At 69.7% G+C, this 19,071-nt stretch carries 14 protein-coding genes and 3 pseudogenes; 8 read left to right on the top strand and 9 right to left on the bottom strand.

Features of this window, described 5'->3' with window-relative positions:
• Nucleotides 1–95: 95 nt before the first annotated feature.
• Complete coding sequence (locus LQ326_RS20035; RefSeq protein WP_234538565.1) at nucleotides 96–884, top strand: enoyl-CoA hydratase/isomerase family protein; 789 nt, start codon at nucleotides 96–98, stop codon at nucleotides 882–884.
• Here the strand turns inward: LQ326_RS20035 and LQ326_RS20030 are convergent.
• The 4 genes from LQ326_RS20030 to LQ326_RS20015 form a co-directional block, all read right to left on the bottom strand.
• Nucleotides 881–1,174, bottom strand: a complete 294-nt coding sequence (locus LQ326_RS20030) for a hypothetical protein (RefSeq protein ID WP_234538562.1) — start codon at nucleotides 1,172–1,174, stop codon at nucleotides 881–883. The genes LQ326_RS20035 and LQ326_RS20030 overlap by 4 nt on opposite strands.
• 55 nt (nucleotides 1,175–1,229) lie before the next feature.
• Complete coding sequence (locus LQ326_RS20025) at nucleotides 1,230–2,015, bottom strand: DUF1963 domain-containing protein (RefSeq protein WP_234538560.1); 786 nt, start codon at nucleotides 2,013–2,015, stop codon at nucleotides 1,230–1,232.
• Between the two features lie 710 nt (nucleotides 2,016–2,725).
• On the bottom strand, nucleotides 2,726–2,914 hold the full coding sequence (locus LQ326_RS20020; protein WP_234538559.1) for a type 2 periplasmic-binding domain-containing protein: 189 nt from the start codon (nucleotides 2,912–2,914) through the stop codon (nucleotides 2,726–2,728).
• A 167-nt stretch (nucleotides 2,915–3,081) separates the two neighbouring features.
• Entirely contained in the window at nucleotides 3,082–3,576 is a 495-nt protein-coding gene (locus LQ326_RS20015) for a winged helix-turn-helix transcriptional regulator (protein ID WP_234538558.1), read from the bottom strand.
• Nucleotides 3,577–3,684: 108 nt separating this feature from the next.
• Between LQ326_RS20015 and LQ326_RS20010 the strand changes: the two genes are divergently transcribed.
• Both LQ326_RS20010 and LQ326_RS20005 read left to right on the top strand, forming a co-directional pair.
• Nucleotides 3,685–5,130: an MFS transporter gene (locus LQ326_RS20010; RefSeq protein WP_234538557.1), complete on the top strand. Its 1,446-nt coding sequence runs from the start codon at nucleotides 3,685–3,687 to the stop codon at nucleotides 5,128–5,130.
• Nucleotides 5,131–5,193: 63 nt separating this feature from the next.
• Nucleotides 5,194–6,129, top strand: a complete 936-nt coding sequence (locus LQ326_RS20005; protein WP_234538556.1) for a ketopantoate reductase family protein — start codon at nucleotides 5,194–5,196, stop codon at nucleotides 6,127–6,129.
• A 75-nt stretch (nucleotides 6,130–6,204) separates the two neighbouring features.
• Here LQ326_RS20005 and LQ326_RS20000 read toward each other — a convergent pair whose 3' ends face one another.
• The 4 genes and pseudogenes from LQ326_RS20000 to LQ326_RS19985 form a co-directional block, all read right to left on the bottom strand.
• Complete coding sequence (locus tag LQ326_RS20000; RefSeq protein WP_234538555.1) at nucleotides 6,205–10,290, bottom strand: discoidin domain-containing protein; 4,086 nt, start codon at nucleotides 10,288–10,290, stop codon at nucleotides 6,205–6,207.
• A gap of 118 nt (nucleotides 10,291–10,408) precedes the next feature.
• The gene (locus LQ326_RS19995; protein WP_234538554.1) at nucleotides 10,409–12,070 is read right to left on the bottom strand and encodes a transposase; all 1,662 of its coding nucleotides are present in this window, start codon (nucleotides 12,068–12,070) and stop codon (nucleotides 10,409–10,411) included.
• Nucleotides 12,063–12,682: pseudogene (locus tag LQ326_RS19990) on the bottom strand (IS607 family transposase). Before LQ326_RS19990 ends, LQ326_RS19995 begins: the two are co-directional and overlap by 8 nt.
• A gap of 168 nt (nucleotides 12,683–12,850) precedes the next feature.
• Entirely contained in the window at nucleotides 12,851–13,495 is a 645-nt protein-coding gene (locus LQ326_RS19985) for a TetR/AcrR family transcriptional regulator (protein ID WP_234538553.1), read from the bottom strand.
• A gap of 164 nt (nucleotides 13,496–13,659) precedes the next feature.
• Here LQ326_RS19985 and LQ326_RS19980 point away from each other — a divergent pair, with 164 nt between their 5' ends.
• From LQ326_RS19980 to LQ326_RS19970, 3 genes and pseudogenes are all read left to right on the top strand, one after another.
• The gene (locus LQ326_RS19980) at nucleotides 13,660–14,622 is read left to right on the top strand and encodes a zinc-binding dehydrogenase (protein ID WP_234538552.1); all 963 of its coding nucleotides are present in this window, start codon (nucleotides 13,660–13,662) and stop codon (nucleotides 14,620–14,622) included.
• A 388-nt stretch (nucleotides 14,623–15,010) separates the two neighbouring features.
• Nucleotides 15,011–15,271, top strand: coding sequence for a transposase (locus LQ326_RS19975; RefSeq protein ID WP_234538551.1), 261 nt, complete (start codon nucleotides 15,011–15,013; stop codon nucleotides 15,269–15,271).
• A gap of 225 nt (nucleotides 15,272–15,496) precedes the next feature.
• A pseudogene (locus tag LQ326_RS19970) lies at nucleotides 15,497–16,016 on the top strand (dienelactone hydrolase family protein); the annotation flags it as partial.
• On the opposite strand, the pseudogene LQ326_RS48735 reads toward LQ326_RS19970, so the two are convergent.
• Nucleotides 16,008–17,046 (bottom strand): annotated as a pseudogene (locus LQ326_RS48735) (Tn3 family transposase); the annotation flags it as partial. The pseudogenes LQ326_RS19970 and LQ326_RS48735 overlap by 9 nt on opposite strands.
• Before the next feature lie 113 nt (nucleotides 17,047–17,159).
• Between LQ326_RS48735 and LQ326_RS19955 the strand changes: the two are divergent.
• Both LQ326_RS19955 and LQ326_RS19950 read left to right on the top strand, forming a co-directional pair.
• Nucleotides 17,160–17,546: an effector-associated constant component EACC1 gene (locus LQ326_RS19955; RefSeq protein WP_234538548.1), complete on the top strand. Its 387-nt coding sequence runs from the start codon at nucleotides 17,160–17,162 to the stop codon at nucleotides 17,544–17,546.
• A gap of 32 nt (nucleotides 17,547–17,578) precedes the next feature.
• The gene (locus tag LQ326_RS19950; RefSeq protein WP_234538546.1) at nucleotides 17,579–18,922 is read left to right on the top strand and encodes a caspase family protein; all 1,344 of its coding nucleotides are present in this window, start codon (nucleotides 17,579–17,581) and stop codon (nucleotides 18,920–18,922) included.
• Nucleotides 18,923–19,071 lie beyond the last annotated feature (149 nt).

Below are 19,071 nucleotides of genomic sequence, written 5' to 3'. Positions count from 1 at the left end.
AACATATGACGTCATACTCATAGAGTCAAGGTGTTCGTCCGCCCGAGCAGCGGGTTCGCCGGACCGGCGACGCGCCACTTTCACGAGGAGAGCCAGTGACCGAGAACACCGACGGCGCCATCCGTTTCACGACAGACCGTGAAGCCCGCGTCGCGACCATCACGCTCGACAGGCCCGCCAAGCTCAACGCGGTGACGCCGGCCATGGCGCGGGCGCTGATCGCCGCCGTCACCGAGTGCAACGTCAGTGACGACGTCCGGGCGGTGGTCCTCACCGGGGCGGGCGAACGGTCCTTCAGCGTCGGCTCCGACATCACAGCGCTCGACTCGTACGCGACGCCGTGGGACTTCAGAAACCGGGTCGACTACTGCGACGCGCTGCGGAAGCTGCGGAAGCCCTCGATCGCCGCCGTCAACGGTTACGCGCTCGGCGGCGGCCTGGAGACGGCGCTGTCGTGCGACATCCGCCTGGCCTCGGCCAACGCCCGGCTGGGGGCCCCCGAGGTGAAGCTCGGGTGGATCGGCGGCGGTGGTATGGCGGCGTTCCTGTCCCGCGCCGCCGGGCCCGGCAACGCGGCGCTCATGCTGATGACCGGTGAACCCGTGGCGGCCCGTACGGCGCTGGACTGGCACCTGGTCTCCGAGGTTCTGCAGCCGGAAGAACTCCTGCCGCGGGCACACCGGCTGGCTGCGACGATCGCCTCACGGGCGCCCATCGCCGTGGAGACCGCGAAGGTGAATCTGCGTGCCGCGACCGCCATGTCGGAGGACCAGGCACTGCAGTACGAGCGGGACCTGCAGACGATCTGTTTCGCAACCGACGACGCACACGAAGGACGTGAGGCTTTCGCACAGAAGCGGCCGGCGGACTTTCGCCGGCGCTAGTACTGCAGCAGTGGCAGCGGCGTGACTCCGGTGCGCGGGTGGGTCAGTACGGTGATGCGTTCGATCCGCGTCGCGCACGGCCCGTCGAGCCTGTCCGTCACCGCTCGGATCCGCTCGTCCGGGATCTGGGCCCTGAGCGCAGGCCACGGAGGCGCCACCCGTCGTCCCTGACCGAACTCCTCGGCCTCGTCGTTACTGACGACCGCGACGGTTCCCGCAGGGACCCCGGGCAGGGTGGCCACGCGGGACTTGGCGTGAGTGCAGGAGGGCAGGCGTGCCGAGGACGACACCGGCCCCACCGGAAGGCAAGGAGCCAAGGCCGTGGTGTGCAAGCCGGTGGCTGCTTCAGACTTGTTGTTCGAACTGCAAGGCCTCGTACCGGCGCGCTGCGATGTCCTTGCGGGTGCCGACGATCAGGGTCTGGGTGTAGACGTCGCGGTCGATCGACTGACCGTGCATCTGCGCCAGGAGAACGAGGTCGCCCTCGTCCGGTGCCGACTGCCACGGGCTGGAGAAACCGCCCAGTTGGACGGAGACTCCGTACGAGGCACCGCCGGCTGCCGCGTCCCGCACGGCGTCCTCGAAATTGTCCAGGATGTCGTCCCGGTCCGCGCCGCCGTCCAGGAACGCGGTGGCCGCGGGGGCGTCGCGCCAATCGGGCATGACGGTCAGTCCCGGCACCGGATACAGAACGCCCGGCTGGTAGACCCTGACCTGTTCCAGCTCGCCGTCGAGTTCGTACCTCGCCGAGCGTTCCGTGGTCCGCACGCCGGCGGGAACGTGAAGGACCACCGACGACTCCGGCTCGTACTCGATCTCGGTGAAGAACAACAGGCTCCCGTCGGACGGCAGCTCGATGTCCAGGGCCTTACGAGGCAGCGCCGCACAGTCGACGGTCAGCACCAGAGGCTCGCGTCCGTCGGGCCAGTCGACGCCGTCCGGCAGATCGGGAAGGCCTCCCGTGCGCGCGGCGGGACGGGCCTCTTCCCGCTGGGCGAGAGTCAGGTCCTGCCAGGGGACCAGGTGGAGGCACGGCCGGGAGCCGGTGAGCAGCTCCTGTGCGACCGGTCCGGGAACGCCGTGCCTCTCGGCCGTCCGGAGAACGAGTTCTGCCACGATCGAAGTAGTCATGACCGCGATCATGCCAGGGGTCACTGACACCGAATGACGCCCAATTCCCCCTACATGAACGGCAGTTACCACAGTCGCGGGGTGCCCGGCGACAGCACGATGTTCAGCTTCGGCGAGCCGAGCAACTTTCCCCATCACCTGCCGGCCAAACTCGCGCCGGGAGACCGCGGTGCTCTGATCGCTGGGCGTGGCGGAACGGCATGACGAGCACGCCGGAGATTCAGAGCCGGCCCGCTTCGGCGAGGGCGAGCAGGTCCCGCGCGGCTCTGTGCGCATGGTCCCGAACGGCGGCCGGGCCGGGGACGGGTCCGCCGAACGGTTGCTTTCGTAGGAGGCAAGGAGTGACACATGCCCGACACCCGGATCCCCCGCGTACTGGTCCTCGGGGCCACTGGCCGCGTCGGAACGGCAGTCGTCAGAGAGCTGGAAGCGACGCGTGGAGTCGTGACCCCGGTGCGCGCATCACGCAGCGCGGCGACCGTCCAGCGGTGGATCGACGAGGGCATGGACGCCGCCTACGCGGCCGGCACTCTCATCTGGGGCGCGCCAGACCTATCAGGGCCGCTTCGACTACGCAGCGGTCACCACCAGCACGGTCGAGGATCTGCTGGGCCACGACCCGGTCCACCTGGACGCCTGGGCCGCCGCACACCGCCAGGAACTGCTCGGCCAGCTCTCCTGACGGTGACTGCGCCGGTGCCACTGGGGGATCACGTCATCGAGGCCGCGGCCGCCTGCTTCCGCAGGGCGCTCAGCAGGTGCACGTCCGGCCTGCGGGCAGTGCCGGTACGGACGACCGTGAACACCGTACGGGTGACCGGGGTGAGAAGTGGGTGCACGCTGATTTCCGGCTGCTCACCGATGGCCAGCCGGGGAGCCAGCGCGACGCCCGCCCCCACAGCACGACGGTGCCCGCCAGTGCGAGCAAGCGCGGGGAGGGGAGGTGACGGTTCACCTCATCAACGTGTCGCCGTTCACGGAAAAGAACCATTTAGTGTTTTGTTCGGGATTCCATATTTTTCCTTACGCGTGGCTCTCTGGTGCGGAGCCATCCGCGCGCGGCCCGTCACGCCTGGCCGGGTGGGCCTGCGACCGGGCCTTTCAGCGTCCAGCCCGCCGCGGTCACGTCCGCGTGCACCTCGCCCTGGGTGACCGGCTCGCCGCAGTGGTCGCAGATCGCCCGGGGGGTGAAGTCGTGGTCGTGGTGCCGCAGCTTCATCGGCGGGGAGGTGGTCAGCCAGCGGTCCCCCCAGCGCAGCAGCTCGCGGATGACACCGAGCAGGTCGCGGCCCGCCTCGGTGAGGTAGTAGCCGTCGTGGCGCGGCTCGCCGGACAGCGGGCGGCGCTCCAGGACGCCGTCCGCGACCAGGCTTTTCAGCCGGGCGGACAGGCGGTCGGTGGGGGCGCCGGTGTTCTTGGCGATCTGGCGGAAACGGTGGTTGCCGAGCATGATCTCGCGAACGGCGAGCAGCGACCAGCGGTCGCCCACCACCTGCAGAGCGGCGGCGATCGAGCACGGGCGGCCGGGGACCTCGTACGGGTCGGTGCGTGGTGTGGTCACGGTCCGAGTATCACGCGATGAGCTTTGATTATCAAAGCTTGGGCAATGTCGGGTTTCCGGTGCCCGCCGTGGTTTGAATCTCAAAACGCCTCATGCTTCGCTGGTCGCATGAAAGCATCGATTTGGTTTTCAAAGCAGCGCGTCGCCTCGACCGTCATCCTCCTGGCGGTCTTCATGACGAACCTCGATCTGTGGATCGTCAACGTGGCGCTGCCCGCCATGGGTTCGTCCTTCGCCTCCGCCCCCGGCCGAGCGGCCACGCTGGGCTCCCTGTCGTGGGTGCTCAACGCCTACGCCATCGCCCTGGCGGCACTCCTCGTGGTCGCGGGCCGCATGGGCGACCGGATAGGACAGCGGCCGGTGTTCCTCAGCGGCGTCACCGTCTTCACCCTCTCCTCGCTCGCCTGCGCACTGGCACCGAACCTGTGGACCCTCGTGGCCGCCCGGGCCCTTCAAGCGGTGGGAGCCGCCGCCCAGTTGCCGACCTCACTGGCCCTCCTGCTGGCCTCCGTGCCGACGGAGCACCGCACCCGTGCCACCCGCAACTGGGCGGCCGTGGGCGGACTCGCCGCCGCCGCGGGCCCCGTCGCCGGCGGACTGCTGGTCCAGGTCGACTGGCGCTGGGTCTTCGTGATCAACATCCCCATCGGCATCGCCACCGTGGCCGCGGGGCTGCGCGTCCTGCCCTCGACCGCACGCAGGGAGCAAGGCCGCCTGCCCGACCTGCAGGGTGCCCTGCTGATCACTCTTGCCGTCGCCGCCCTGTCCGGCGCGCTGGTGCAGGCCCCCGCCTGGGGCTGGCTGGACGGCAGGATCCTCCTGCTCCTCGCCCTCGCCCTGGTCGGCGCCGCGGTCTTCATCCGGCGCTCGCTCAGGCACAGCCATCCGCTGTTCGAGCTGCCCCTGCTGCGCCTGCCCCAGTTCGGCGCCGCGAGCGCCGGCACGTTCGTCTTCGGCATCGCCTTCGCCATCATGCTCCTGTCCAACGTCCTGTGGTGCCAGGAGATCTGGCACTGGAGCGCCCTGCGCACCGGCGTGGCCATGGTCCCCGGACCCGCGCTGGTCCCCGTCGTCACCCTGCTCACCGCTCGCGCCGCACAGCGCCTCGGCCACGGGCCCCTGGTCACCACGGGCGGACTGCTCTTCGCCGCCGCCATGCTCTGGCGGGCCTGTTTCGCCTCCCTCGACGCCGACTACTGGCTCGACCTGCTGCCCAGCCAGGTCCTCGGCGGCGTGGGCGTGGGACTGACCCTCGGCACCCTGGTCGCCGCCGGCGTCAGCTCCCTGCCCGGCCACCGGGCCGCCACCGGATCCGCCCTGGTCAACTCCGTACGCCAGATGTCCGCCACCGTGGGCGTCGCGCTCCTCGTCGCCATCGTCGGCACCCACGTCGGCCCCGCGCAGCGACAGGACTTCCGTACCGCCTGGCTGGTGGCGGCGGCACTGACCGTCGCGACGGCCGTCGTCGGCATGCGGATCACCCGCACCTCCACCCGCATACGCGAGGCCACCGTCCCGGCCGCCCCCGTCACCCCCGTCAGCGAACCGCGCTGAACCGCTCCCCCGCACCCGCTGGGGCCCCGCCCCCCTCCGCAACGCAGTGAAGGACACGGAGACATGACACGCATCCTCATCGTCGGCGCAGGTGCCACCGGCGGCTACTTCGGCGCCCGACTCGCCGGCGCGGCACGCGACGTGACGTTCCTGGTCCGCCCCCTTCGCGCCGCCGAACTGCGCGCCGCCGGGCTGCGCGTCACCACCCCGGAGGGAACCGAGCGGCTGGAGCCGAAGCTGGTCACCGCCACGGAACTCGGCGGTCCCTACGACCTGATCCTGCTGACCGTGAAAGCCGGTTCCCTCGAAGCCGCCCTCCAGGACCTCAAGCCGGCGGTCGGCCCGCGCACCGTGATCATCCCCTTCCTCAACGGCATCGGCCACCTCGGCAGGATCGACACCCAGTTCCCCTCAGCCGTCCTGGGAGCCGTCGTGAAGGTCGTGGCCCAGCTCACCCCGGACGGCGCGATCACCGTGTCGGCACCGGCCGCGAGCCTCGAGATCGGCGAACTCGACGGAGAACGCACGACCCGTCTGCGCGACGCGGCCGCCGCGCTGGACGTCGCCGGCTTCGATGTCGACGTCTCCGACCACATCCTCACGTCGATGTGGCACAAGTGGGTCTTCATCGCGACGACCACCACCATCACCTGCCTCGCGCAGGGCACCATCGGCGACGTGGCGGCGGTCGGCGGCGGCAAGGGGTTCTCCGACGCGGTTCTCGCCGAGACCGCCGCTGTGTCCGACGCCGCCGGTCACCCCCTGCCCGACGCCGCCTACCTCACGCTGCAGGCCACCGTGACGCAGGAGGGTTCGCCCTTCGCCCCGTCGATGTACCGGGATGTCAAGGACGCGCGGCCCACGGAGGTCGAGCACGTCCTGGCCTCCCTTGCCCGGGCGGCGAAGCGGCTCGGCCTGGCCACTCCGCTGCTGAACGCCGCCGTGGTCCGCCTCCGGGTGCACAACCAGCTCGTGGCGAACGCCTCCCGGCCGCGCTGAGACCGGACCGGCAGTGTGCGTTGACGAACCCGTGCCCCGGTCCCGAAGTGACCGGCGGGAACCGGGGCACGGCTTTCAGCCGCGCAGCGCTGTGACCGGGCTGTTGTACGCCTGCGCCGTCAGCACCGGATGCCGCGTGGAACAGGCCCCGGACGGCCAGGACAGACGGACCGTGCGCGACTCGCCAGGCAGCAGCCACAGGTAGTTGTCGCTGTACAGCGTCGGCAGCACCCGGCGGCCGTGGGCTTCTTCCAGCAGCGACAGCCGGACCATGGCGGCCACTGCCGGGCCCTGGTTGCGGATCGTCGCCGTCAGCTCGTGGCGGTCCCCGGAGCGTGACACCTCGGTGACCGCGCCGGCCAGCTTCACCTGCGCGGCCTTGTTCAGGCTCTGCAGGGCCGAGGCGTCACGGTAACGCCAGTAGGTGTTGCGGGACAGCTCCTTGCCCTGGGCGTCCTCCAGGGTGAGGAGGAGCAGGTGAAGGTCTGGAAGGCCGTCCGTCCACGGCGTGGTGAACGCCGTGGCGGTGTCTGCCCGCGCCACATCCACCTGGGCCGTCCTCCTCGTTGCGAGCTGCCGTCCGGAGAGGTCGAACAGCCGGGCCGTCACCGTGGCGCGACGCAGGTCGGCCGAGGTGTGGTTCACCGCGATGACCTGCCACTTGACCGGGTCGGCCTGGACATGCAGCGGCTCGCAGGCCGAACGGGCTCCGTAGTAGGTGCCGTTGACGTCGAAGTCGTAGTCGTAGGTCTGCCAGACGGTGCTGTGCCAGGCCGGATGGGACATCCACAGCATCAGGCCGGAGGCGTTGTCCCACAGGTTGGCGTTCCACGCCTCGAACATGGCGCGGGTGTTCTCGTAGTTGACGAACTGTGCCTTCGTGGCGAAGTCGTCCAGGTCGCCCGACTCGCCGAGGCGTGCCTCGATGGCCGCCTTGTAGTTCTGCGGTGCCTGGTTCCCGTGCTCGCTCCAGTCGTGGTAGTACCACGCGCCCCCGATCGGCCATTCCGGTTCGTCGCCGGTCATGCTGCGGGTGCTCGCCGCGGTGGAGACGACGGGCATGCCGATCTCGGTGTGGAAGCCGAAGTCCCTGCTGCCGTAGGTCATGGGGTCGAAGTACTTCTCCGGCGCCACCCAGCCGTAGGGGCCGCCGCCGGTGATGATGCCCCCAGCCGAGTTGTTCTGGTAGAGCAGGCCTGGCACCTGCTGTTCCACTGCCTCGCGCATCCCCTTGTCGACGGCAGCCGGGGGGTTGCCCTCATTGGCGCCGCACCAGACCACCACGCACGGGTGGATGCGGTAGCGCAACACGGTGTCGCGGGCCACGGAGTTGAAGGCCGCGTGGTCCGGCGGGTCCATGCCCCACGCGTTGGGGAAATCGTTCCACACCAGGATGCCGTACTGGTCGCAGGCGGCGAAGAACTCCTCCCGGTCGCTGCTGCCGACCCAGTTGCGGATCATGGTGAAGTTCATGTCGCGGTGCATGCGCACCGCCGCGTCCATGCGCTCGGCCGGCATCCGGCGCAGCAGCTCGTCCCAGCCCCAGTTGCCGCCGCGGGCCAGCACCCGCACACCGTTGACGCTGATCTTCAGCGGGTCCGGCGTGTTGGACACCGACTTGACGTCGGTCCAGTTCCTTCCGTCGTCGGACACCTGGATGACGTACGTCTTCGGGTACGCCGTCTCCCACACGACGGCGACGCGGTCGAACTGCCGAGGGGAGCCCAGGTCCACCTGGATCCACTGGTGATCCTCGTAGTCGGAGGACCAGCGGGTGTTCGGGTCGCCGTCGGTGGCGTGCGACGCCGGGTGGTCGGGGTCCTCGGTGAGGGCGCTGGCCGGCTGCCGCAGGGCGAGGTCGGTGCCCGGCTCACTGCGGTCGACAACGCTCAGGGACCACAGCGAGTTGCCCCAACTCGTGTTGCGCAGGCCGCACTGGAGGCGGACATAGCGTGCGGTCCGCCGGTCGAAGTCCTCGACCTGAAGGCTGGCACTGGCGTTGTTGAACGGCAGCGGCACGGCCCCGTTGTCCACCGACTTCACATCGGTCCAGTCCGAGTCGTTCGAGGAGACCTGGACGACGAAGGTCTTGGCGTATGCCTGCTCCCAGACCAGGTCGACCCGGTCGAAGGACTGGGGAGAGCCCAGGTCGACGCGGATCCACTGGTCGTCGGTGTAGTCGGAGGACCAGCGGGTGCCCTCGTCGCCGTCGGTGACATTGGCCGCGCCGTGGCCGTCCTGGTCGGTGCTGGAGGCCTTGGCGGCGGCGTGCAGTGCAAGGTCGACACCAGGTCGCGTGCTGTCCCCCACCGAGAGGGACCACAGGGAGCTGCCCCAGGACGTGGCCCGGGTCAGACACCTGACGCGGAGGTACTGGGCGCGCTGCCGCTCGAAGGTCACGGTCTGCGTACACGCGTCACCGGACGCGGTGAACGCGAGCGGCGTCTCGTACTCGTAGCCGAACTGGCGGATGCCGAAACGGGTGGTGCGCCGGTCGCTCTCCTGGCCGCCGGCCGACGCGGTCAGCGTGAGGTCGTGCAGGTTGGGCTCGCCCAGACCGTTCGGCCACCACACCTGGGGATCGCGCAGCCTCAACTGCCCGAAGGCGTCGGGGGCGAAGACGACATCGACGCTCTCACCGGCCGGCACGGCGACGCTCTTGGACACCCGCACGCCGTCGAAAGCCGCGGTGACCGTGGTCCGGTGGTCGGCGGTGTCGGCGTTGCGGACCGGTACGACCACGGTCACCTCGGCGACCGACACCTCCGGCAGGGCGGGCAGGACGGTGTCCACGCGCGGGTCGCCGATGACGACATGACCGGTCGATCTCAACCGGACGTGGTTCCAGATGCCTGCCGCGCGGTCGCGCACGGCAGGCATCCAGTCCCAGCCCGAAGATGCCAGATACGTCGGTGAGTTGAGGTTCATCTGCTGGGCGCCCGCATCCACCCAGGATTCGCCCTGCGGGCCCTTGTCCCCGGGGCTGCCGGGGACCGGCATCGGCGTGATCTTCACCGCGAGCGCGTTCTCGCCGTCCGCCACCAGCTGCCGGGTCACGTCGAAGGCGGCACGGGCGAACGGATACGTCAGATCTCCGACCCGCCCACCGTTCAGCCACACGTCAGCCCGGTGATTGACACCGTCGAACTCCAGCCACACGTGACGGCCGGCACCGGTGCGCAGACCGCGCGGCAGCGCGAAGTCCCGCTTGTACCACCAGGAATGACGGGACAGAGCCTCCGGGATGTGCAAATTGTTCAGACCCGCCACCGGATCGGGCAGCTTCCCCTGTTCCACGAGCGAGCCGAGCACCGTGCCGGGAACGACCGCGGGCAGCCAGCCCCCGGTGTCGACGGACGTCCTCGACAGGCCGGCGCCGTCCGCGCCGGCCCAGTCGTCCATCGTGAGCCGCCAGCCCGATTCCACGGGCACACTCCCGTCATCGGCGACCACGAGCCGCGGCGCCTCCTCGTGACGGGAGCCCCAGTCGGTCCAGCCGGTGACGGCAGGACGGCTGCCCTCGGCGGTGCCGTACACCTCCAAGCCGTTCAGGCCCAGAGGCAGCGGGCTGGAGCGCTGCCGGGACGTCATGCGCACCCAGCGCGCCCGCACCGGACGCGGCAGCCGGATGCTCACGACGCCGCCGGTACCCGCCGTGGTGCGGTGCACCGTCACCCAGGACCTGCCGTCCAAGGACACTTCCACGGTGAAGACCAGCGAGTAACTCGACTGGATCTCCTTGCCGGTCGTGCCGCTGTGCACGTTGCCGGTCGTGGGCGGCGTGTACACCGGATCGGAGGCATCCGCCTCGAAGGTCAGGCGGACCTGGCTGACCTCACAGACCGCCTGCAGGTCGACGGCTATCCACTGCGGATCCCCCTCCCCCGCGCGCCACCCGCTGCCCCTCACACCCGGGGAGGAGAGGCGGTCGACCACGAAAGAGCCCGGCGTGGCCGCATAGTCGGTCGAGGACACCGAGACGGGCCGGTACAGCGCCAGCCCGCCCGGGCCGGAGAGAGCTGCCGGTGCACCGGGAGGGACGGCAGCGGCATCCGGCACGGGCATCACGGCACCAAGACCGAACCCGGCCAGCAAGGTGGTACCCGCAGTGACGACAGCCCGGCGCGACGGACCGCGCGACGAACTCGACTGATCAGTCATGTATGTGACGTCCCATCAAAGAACACAAGCCGAACCGGCCCCGCACGCTCCGCACCGAACCGGGGGATGACAACGTTGCCAAAGGCTGTCGCCCACCACCGTTCCCTGTCAACCGTTCCTAATCAGTGAGCAGGAGAGAGTCTTGGACCCATTCCTGGTCACTGCGGACATCCCGAACGGTTTTGGATGTCCTGGTTGCCCGCGTGCTCGCCGCGTCCGGCGGCACGGATCGTGTCCGTGGTCCGGGGATGCGGGGGCGGGGTCCCTCACGCCGAGGGGCACGCCGGTCGGCCTGGCCGGTCCGATGCCCGTGCACATCGCTCTGGTGTGCACGGGGCGGTGTCGTCCTCCCCCAGTGCCTTAAGGGCCTGGGAGGTGCCCCCAGCCGGATCGGGTGCCCCTGGGCGCGTCGCCCGATCGCGATGCTCTCCGCATCGCGCCGGGTGGTCTTACGGGTGGGGCCAGCCAGCGGCTTTTGCCAGTGCTGGGCGCCCCACTTGCTGGTGCAGGCCGGATCCACGGCGTTGATCGCGATACCTGTGGCGTCGGCCATGGAGGTCAGCCGGGCGCGGAGCTTGCCGGTCGGCATGCCGGAGATGAGCTGCCGGAATTGGCGCTTGCGCCCGTGCTTCTCTCTTGTTTTCTCGGCCTGGAAGTCGAGGTCTTCGACCGCGATGGCCTTGACGCCGCAGGTCTTGGCCCAGTTCAGCAACCGCGTGAGGGCGTGCCGTACCTGGGCGTCGCGGTGCTGGGCGTTGCCGGACAGGTCGTAGAAGAACCGGCGCGGCCGGCCGATCGGGTTGCCGTGGGTGTCGAGGCGCCATGCGGCGAGGTGGTCGGCGTTGGTGTCCACGCCGACCACACCATCGGCGAGGGCGGCTTTGAGTGGGATGGTCTTGGTGGGAGGGATCTGCCAGGAGGCGTCCGCGGACCAGCGCCCGCGCCTTGTGTCGTGGTGGATGCGGTAGGCGACCGCCCGGTTCGCCTCCACACGGTCGGCCCACTCCTGCCCTCGGTGAGGGAACCGCACCTTCGCGGCGAGTACGTATCGGCCGTGCTTGGCGTTCGCCAGGTCGGCGAGCGGGGCCGGGAGCTTGATCGACACTTCGCCCTCGGGCGTGATGCGGATCGTCTCGTTGCCGAGCCTTTTCCCCGACTCGCCGTCCGCCTTCAGGAACCAGCGCTCGGCTTCCCACCGCTCACGCCACTGGGCCTCGGTGAGCTGCGCGGTGCCGAGGTTGTGACGGGTGCCCAGCAGACGTTTACCGCCACGCACGACATGCACCCGGCCCGCTTCCCGGTCGGCCTGAACCTTCTCGAGGCGGTCCTCCAGCACATGCAGCCGTCGCGTCTTGTGAAACCACTCGTGCGCGCAGCGGTAGCCGCCCGGAGCCCGTCGGGTGCCCTTCTGGCCGACCGGCAGCGACAGCCGGTGGCGGATCGTGGTGATACCGGCTTCGAGGGACTGCACATGTGCTGCCTGGCCACGCCGGGCGAGTGCCCACTGGTCGTGTGTGGCCTTCGTGATCGACCCGGCCCACCTGGACGACGGCCGGGCCGTCAGGTCCCGCTTACGGGTCGCCCATGACTCGGTGGAGTGCACCAGGCCGTCACGGCAGCGTGCTTTGAGGTCCGTCGAGGCGAGCGAGCCCAGGTGCGCACCCACCAAGCGCAGAACCTTCTCGTCCTCGGGCGTGAGGTCCTTGAGCCGGGAACGTACCGCCACACCGGACGGGCCGAGAGCGACGAACGGCGCGGCGATCGGGCGAAGTTCAGCCATGTTCGGCGGCTTCCAGTGCCTTGCGGGCACGGTTCTTCGCCGACCTGCGTCCGTACAGGCGTGCGCAGAACGAGGTCAGCACCTCCACCATGTCCCGCACCAGGTCGTCTTCGACCTCGCCGTCGTCCAGCACCAGCAGGCGACGGCCCGTCGCGGACAACACGGCCTCGACAAGCTCGACGTTCATCCGGCCGAGCCGGTCCTTGTGCTCCACCACCACGCAGGTCACGTTCGGGTCGGCCAGCAGGCGCCGGGCCTTGGAACGGCAGCCGTTCATCCCGGAGGCGATCTCCACCTCGACACGAACGACTCGGTGACCGGCCTTCGCTGCTCACGTGGACAGCCGAGCGACCTGGCGTTCCAGATCGCTCTTCTGATCGTGCGAGGACACGCGGGCACAGGCCCAGACCGCCGATGGCCTTGGGCGTGGTGTTCGCGTCGACGTTCACCAGGATCGTGCGAGGCCCCCCAGACTCCGTCTGGGAGGTGCCCCCATCCGCTGGTACCGGCAAGAGCCCCTCACGGAACCCAGCGATACGCGGTCTGCGGATGCACGCCCTGCGTCTTCGCCCATTCCGTCAGATTCACGCTCTGCCAACGGCACTCACTCATACATGGTTACGCGCACTTACCCGACATCGAGGACCAGCAGGTGGAGACCCCTGGCGCAGGGATCGATGCATGCCCGCCACCACACCAACCGCCACTTCTCGAACCCGGCCGCGGCTGGGAACCGACGAGGCTGCCGGGTGCAGGGAGGACGGACCTCGCAGTGAGGGTTCACGGCGTGCCGGGCGAGTGCGTGAGCTGCAGGCGTGGTGCCGGCGGCAACGGCGTGGGCGCTCCCGTCTCCGGAGCGGCGCGGAACGCCTCGATCACGTAGGCGGCGAAGCGGCGGGAGGCCGTGAGCCGGGCGGCGCGCGGCGTGGCCTGGAGGCCCCGGTGGGCCATGAGCATGAGGGTCAGGTCGTCGACGACGAAGCCGCGACGGAGCTCACCGGTCTCCTGGGCACGGCGGGCCAGTTCGGCAACCGCGCGCGAAGTCCGCTCTCGGTCGGCGGTGAAGTCCATGGCCTCGGGGAAGGCGGTCATGAAGGCGTCGGCGAATCCCCGGCTGTGCGCGTGGAGTTCGCAGATCCGCTCGATCAGGCTCCGGAATCCGTGCCACGGGTCCGGGTCCGCGAGGGCGTCGTGGACGGCGGCCTGGCAGGCTCGCCGCTGCTCGGCGAAGGTCTCCACGATCAGCGCCTGCTTGGTCGGGAAGTGGCGGTACAGCGTGGCGGGGCCGACGCCTGCCTGCCGGGCGACGTCGCGCATGGGCGCGCTCAGACCCTCCTCGCCGAACACCGCGCGGGCGGCGTCCAGGATGCGGGCCCGGTTGTCGCGGGCGTCGGAGCGCACAGTGTGAGGCAAACGGTCGGTCATGGCCTCTCACTTTAGCCAAACGGACGCGGGCGTCCGTTACGGTCCGATGGCGGTGACGCCGCCCCGTCCCGACACCCTGCTGATGGTGCCTCGGGCTGGGGGCCGCGCGCCGCTCACGGTCGCAGCAGCTGTGACCCGTCCGTTCACCGACCTGTGGAGCAGCGTTGAAAGCCGTCGTGATCAGGAAGTTCGGAAGCCCTGACGGTCTGGAGGTCGTCGACTTGCCCGTGCCCGTCCCTGCCCCCGGGCAGGTGCGGATCACCACGGAGGCGATCGGGGTGGGCGGCGTGGACGCCGTGATCCGCCGGGGAGCGCTCGCCGCGTACGGCTTCCGGGAAGGCCACCTCCTCGGCAGCGAGGTGGCGGGAATCGTCACTTCGGTGGGCGAGGGCGTGGACGCCTCGTGGAGGGGGCGGCGGGTGTGGGCGTTCACCGGCCTGTCCGGTGGGTACGCCGAGCAGGCCGTCGCCTCGGTCGAGGACGTCCTTGCACTGCCTGACGGCCTGGCAGGCGCGGACGCGGTGAGTCTTGGCGGCTCCGGTGTGGTCGCCCACTTCGCCCTGGACCGCGCTCGTTTCGCGCCCGGCGAGACGGTGCTCGTGCGCGGCGCGGCGGGCAGCATCGGGATCACGGCCGTCCAGCTTGCGGCCAGGGGCGGTGCGGGCGCGGTGGCGGTCACCACCTCGTCGGCGGAACGTGGCGCCCGCCTGCGGGAACTGGGGGCGACCCATGTCCTCGACCGCTCCGGCGAGGGCGGCCCGGACGCGCTGCCGGGCTTCGACGTGGTGATTGATGTCGTGGGGGGTCCGCAGCTTCCCCTCTTCCTGGACAGGCTGAACTCCAACGGGCGGTACGTGGCTGTCGGCGTGGTCGGCGGGCAACCGCCGGCGGACTTCGGCATGCGGCTGATGGACGCCTTCCGCAGGTCACTGTCGTTCGCCACCTTCAGCTCCGACACCGTGCCGCGCGCCGACAGGCAGGCCGTGCGGTCGTCCCAGTTGGCCGATGCCGCCCACGGGGACCTGCGCACCGTCGTGCACGAGGTGCTGCCGCTGGACCAGGCGGTGCCGGCCCACCGGGAAATCGACGCGGGCAAGGTGTTCGGCAGGGTCGTGCTGGCGCCCTGAGCCGGGCAGGAACGGTGTTCGTGGCCCCGGGTGACGGAACGGGGCCCGGGAAAGCCTCCGCCCTCGGAGTTGGCCGGCCGTGGTTCACGGTGGTGCTGTGGCACTCCCCCGGCACGGCCTCCCCGGGGTGTGACCGGAGATACGCGTCAAAGGGCCAACGGGATGATCTTGACCCTGAGCGTCCACCCCTTCACCCGTTCAGCTCAGTGTCGTTGGTGGTGATGTTCAGCGTCGTCTGGGGCCTTGGGGCGGGTTGTGACTTCGATCGAGCGGACCGCGTACCCGCGACCAGGCCAAGGCCCGGGGGATCGTCGAGCAGTCGATCCGCAAGGAGGCCGCGGCAAAGAACCGCCCGGCGGATCTGATCAACATCGCGCTGGAGAAGGTGGTGGAGGCCGGACTGGAGCTGGAGGGGTTCTCGGCCTTCGACAAAACGGCCTCGAAGACCCAGTGGAACGGGTTCGGCAACCGCGGCGTCATCGCCGACGACGACCCAATCGAGCAGGAGAAGGCGATGAAGTTCAACGCGCTGCTCACGAACGCGGTGGTCTTCCACAATGCCTTGGACATCGCGGAGATCGTACGGCAGCTATTGGACGAAGGGCGGGAGATCGACCCGAGGACCTGGCGCACATCTCGCCGTACCTGACCGAGCACATCAACCGGTTCGGCGAGTACTCCACGCAAGACCCACAGCTACCGCACTCCGGCAGAGGTCTACGCTGACTTCCTGAACAGCGGTGATGCGCTGACTGCTTGAGCTCGCCAACGAATGACGACAGGGGTAGACGCGTCCGGGTGATGTAGTCGGGACAGACTGCTCTGCCATCGGTGCCCCCCCGAGCGGGCGCAACGGTCATTACCGTCCAGCCGTATGACGGCGATCACAGCCCGTACGGTCGAATGCCCTGCCGACAACCTGACGATGATCGGATACCTCGCGCTCCCGGCCGGTGCCGAGCGCCGGCCCGCAGTCCTGATCGGAGGGGATGGGCCTCAGCGATGTCGAGCGCCGCCGGGCCGAGGCTCTGGCCGAGCTGGGGTACGTGGCGCTGGCCTTCGACCTCCACGGCGGACGCTATTTGGAAGACCCAGAGGAAATGTTGGCCCGTTGCATGCCGCTGCTCGCCGACCCTGACCGGATGCGAGGAATCGGTCACGCAGCGCTCGACGTGTTACGTGCCGAACCACGGGCCGACCCCGACCGCACCGCCGCCGTCGGCTACGGCACCGGGGGCGCAGTCGCACTGGAGCTCGGTCGCGATGGCGTCGACCTGCGCGCGATCGGGACGGTCAACGAACTGACCACGGGCCGACCGGGCGAGGCGGCGCGCATCCGCTGCCCGGTATGGGCCGGGGTCGGGTCGCAAGACCCGATCATGCCGCTCGCGCGGGGTCCCAGGGACGACCATCTGCCCGATGCCCGCAACCTGGTCGTTGACGGCGTTGAGCCAGGTGATGCCCGGTTTGAAGCCGAAGTACTTCGGCGACGGTGCCGCGTTCACGGTTCGGACGGGGACGACGAACCGCAGGCCGTCCACGGAGGCGAGCAGCCCATCGCCCCAGAACTGCACGATAGGGATCTCGCCTGGGCGGCGATGAGCCGCGCGTTCGCCGCGGCGATGGTGCAGGCGCGCAGGCAGTACTGGTCGACGTGCACGAGCCGGGCCCGGGTCAGGGCCTCGTGGGCGGGGTTGACCACCGGGGCCAGGCCGATGTTGCACGCTTCGGAGACCAGCAGCGCGACCACGGAGGTGGGCAGGCCCTTCATCCGAGTGGTGCCGTCGCCGAGATGGACGAAGGCGTCGAGGAAGCCGGTCCAGGCGTTCACCTCGAACAGCGGGTCCGGCAAGTCGATCTTCGGGACCGTCTTCTCGACCCGCTTGCGCAGCCGCGTCAGGACTTCGGCTCGCCGAGCGCGCCGAGATTGCCGACGTTCAGCTTCACCCGCCCGTCGTCCTGCGCCTCGATGGAGACCTTCGCCGCCGGCCCCGCCTCCTCCAGGCGTTCGGTGAGCAGCTTCCACCCGGCGTCCAGGCCCCGCACCAGCTCCGCCAGGTGCTCGGCGACGGGCATGTCCGGGCTCAGTCCCGCCAGTTCGTCCTCTTCGACCGCCGCCCACTGTGCGGCGACGTCCAGATCCGCGCCGTGTTCCTCAACCAACTCCAGCTCCTCGAACAGCACCTTCGCCGCCCGCGCGAGCGTGCGTGACGGCTTCTCCAACTGCGGCAGCGTCGACAGCCGTTCCTTCTCCGTCTTCCGCTTCGCGGTGTTCAGCAGCCGGGTGGCCATGAGGACCTGGAAGAGGTCCGGGGCCTCGTCGATCGCCTTCGCCTCCAGATGCCGCATCACCGCGGTGAGCATGGCCGTGCGCTTCGGTTCTGCCGCCCGCTCCAGTAGCAGCGCCTTCGACCGCAGCGCGTACCCGCTCCAGCTCGGGGCGGGTCGGCTCCTCGACCGCTGACTTCCCGTGGCTTGTATGTGGAGAACGAACTCAGTTCATGACGGACCGGCCCCGCCCTTGCCACGATGGTGCCATGGACACCGAAGCGGGAACCGAGCCACTGCTGCGGATCACCGTGGCCGAGGACCCCAACGCGCTGCAGTCGCTGCTCGACTGGCTGAGGCTTGAGGACGAACTGCGCGGGCGGCTGCGCCTGGAATCCTCCGGCAGTGGGACCGGCGGAGAGATGGGCGGTTTGCTCGACGTGCTCACCATCGCAATGGGCTCCGGCGGGGCGGGAGCGGTGCTCGCCCGCTCGCTGTCCACCTGGCTCACCCACCGCCACGCGGACGTGAAGGTCACCGTCAGGCGTCCGGACGGTCGCAGCGTCGAGGTGGACGCGCACCTTCTCCAGGACGACGTACCCGGCCTGATACGTGAGATCAGGCAGTTGGTCGACGCGCCGGAGCAGCAGGGGTGAGCCGGTTCCCTGACCCGGTGCGGTCGCGCGCCGTGCTGATCGGGGTCAGCCACTTCCCGGAATCCCCCGACCTGGCGGACCTCCCGGCCGTGCGGCGGAACGTCGCGAGCCTGTGGCGCCGGCTCACCCACGACACCGCGGGTGTGCTGGAATCCGCGTACTGCGAAGTCGTGGACCCGGCCGCTTCCGTCGCCGACATCGGCCGCGCCATCGGCAAGGCTGCTGCGGAGGCCTCGGACATGCTGCTGATCTACTACGCCGGCCACGGCCTGGTGGACGATCGGGGGCGGTTGTACCTGGCGACGAACTCGACGCGGGCCGACGCTCCGAAGTACAGCGCGCTGGGCGTCGACCTGCTGCGTGAGGACCTCGGCGGCAGCGGCGCCGCCGCCCGGGTCCTCGTTCTGGACTGCTGCTTCTCCGGACGGGCCATCGAGGTCATGACAGGCGAGGAGGGCCTGGTCGACGGCCAACTCTCCATCGCGGGCACGTATACGATGACGTCCACCAGCGCCAACGCCCCGTCCTACGCGCTTGGCGGTGAGCAGTACACCGCCTTCACCGGGGCACTGCTGGCGGCACTGGACAGCCCGCGGCCGCTCACTCTCAACGAGGTCTACCTCAGCGTCGCCGCGGAGCTGCAGTCCCGCGGCTTGCCCCGGCCACGCCAACGGGCGACCGACACCGCCGGCGCGCTGGCCCTCGCGCGAGGCCCCGCCGACCCCGACACACCGCCGACCGACCCGGTGGACGAAGTGCGGTTCAGCCGCGACCGAGCGGCGGCGAAGACGCAGATGAAGAAAAACATGTCGAAGCCTTTTGGATTCGTCTCCCTCCTTCTGGTCGGAATGGCAGTGCTCTTCGCAGGGCTGAACCACGACGCGAGCTGGCTGTGGGCGATCCCTGTATGGTGGGGCGGTTTTGCGGGGATAATAGGACTCATCACTCTTTTGGTCGGCCGATCCTTGCCTGGTGAGGCAGAATTGGTCATCGACCGTTCGGCGATCACTGTGCACTTGCGCAGGGGCACGTCCGGCGTTGGCACGTTGCAGACGCCGTGGATGGACATCTCGCACGTGGGCGTCCTGCCTCCCAAGCGCGGCTCGGTGAACCCGAAACTGACGCAGGTCTACGAGGGCAATCACCTGCTGGTGGTCCGCCTGCGGCCAGGTGTCCCGTACCACTCGACCAGGGGCATGCGCTTCTCGGACGAGCTGCACGAGCTCGGCTACCGCGTCATCGCCACGGTCGGGAGCTTTGGCGCCGACAAGGAACAGATCCTCGCTGCGCTGGACCAGTTCGCGGGCGACCGCGTGCTGCACACCAAGCAGGAATTCCTGGCCCGCGACCCCCGCATCCAGCCGAAGATGTTCTGACGCGCAGTCACGGTGTGAAGCACCTGACGCAGGACTCCGACTTGTCTGAACTCATTCCTTATAGCCCGGTCGCGTTCGGCGATCGTCGGGCCGCCCAGGCGTGCGCGGCTTCGGCGGTTGCGGTCGGACGGGTTCCCGTGTGCCGCGGC

The organism is Streptomyces shenzhenensis, from assembly GCF_021462265.1.
Taxonomy (GTDB): domain Bacteria; phylum Actinomycetota; class Actinomycetes; order Streptomycetales; family Streptomycetaceae; genus Streptomyces; species Streptomyces shenzhenensis.
This window is presented reverse-complemented; position numbering and strand designations above follow the sequence as displayed.

Excerpts from the sequence above, each read along its gene's own strand:
- LQ326_RS20025 (WP_234538560.1), bottom strand. The coding sequence starts at position 2,015 with ATGACTACTTCGATCGTGGCAGAACTCGTTCTCCGGACGGCCGAGAGG.
- LQ326_RS20010 (WP_234538557.1), top strand. The coding sequence starts at position 3,685 with ATGAAAGCATCGATTTGGTTTTCAAAGCAGCGCGTCGCCTCGACCGTC.
- LQ326_RS20005 (WP_234538556.1), top strand. The coding sequence starts at position 5,194 with ATGACACGCATCCTCATCGTCGGCGCAGGTGCCACCGGCGGCTACTTC.
- LQ326_RS20000 (WP_234538555.1), bottom strand. The coding sequence starts at position 10,290 with ATGACTGATCAGTCGAGTTCGTCGCGCGGTCCGTCGCGCCGGGCTGTC.
- LQ326_RS19995 (WP_234538554.1), bottom strand. The coding sequence starts at position 12,070 with ATGGCTGAACTTCGCCCGATCGCCGCGCCGTTCGTCGCTCTCGGCCCG.
- LQ326_RS19985 (WP_234538553.1), bottom strand. The coding sequence starts at position 13,495 with ATGACCGACCGTTTGCCTCACACTGTGCGCTCCGACGCCCGCGACAAC.
- LQ326_RS19955 (WP_234538548.1), top strand. The coding sequence starts at position 17,160 with ATGGACACCGAAGCGGGAACCGAGCCACTGCTGCGGATCACCGTGGCC.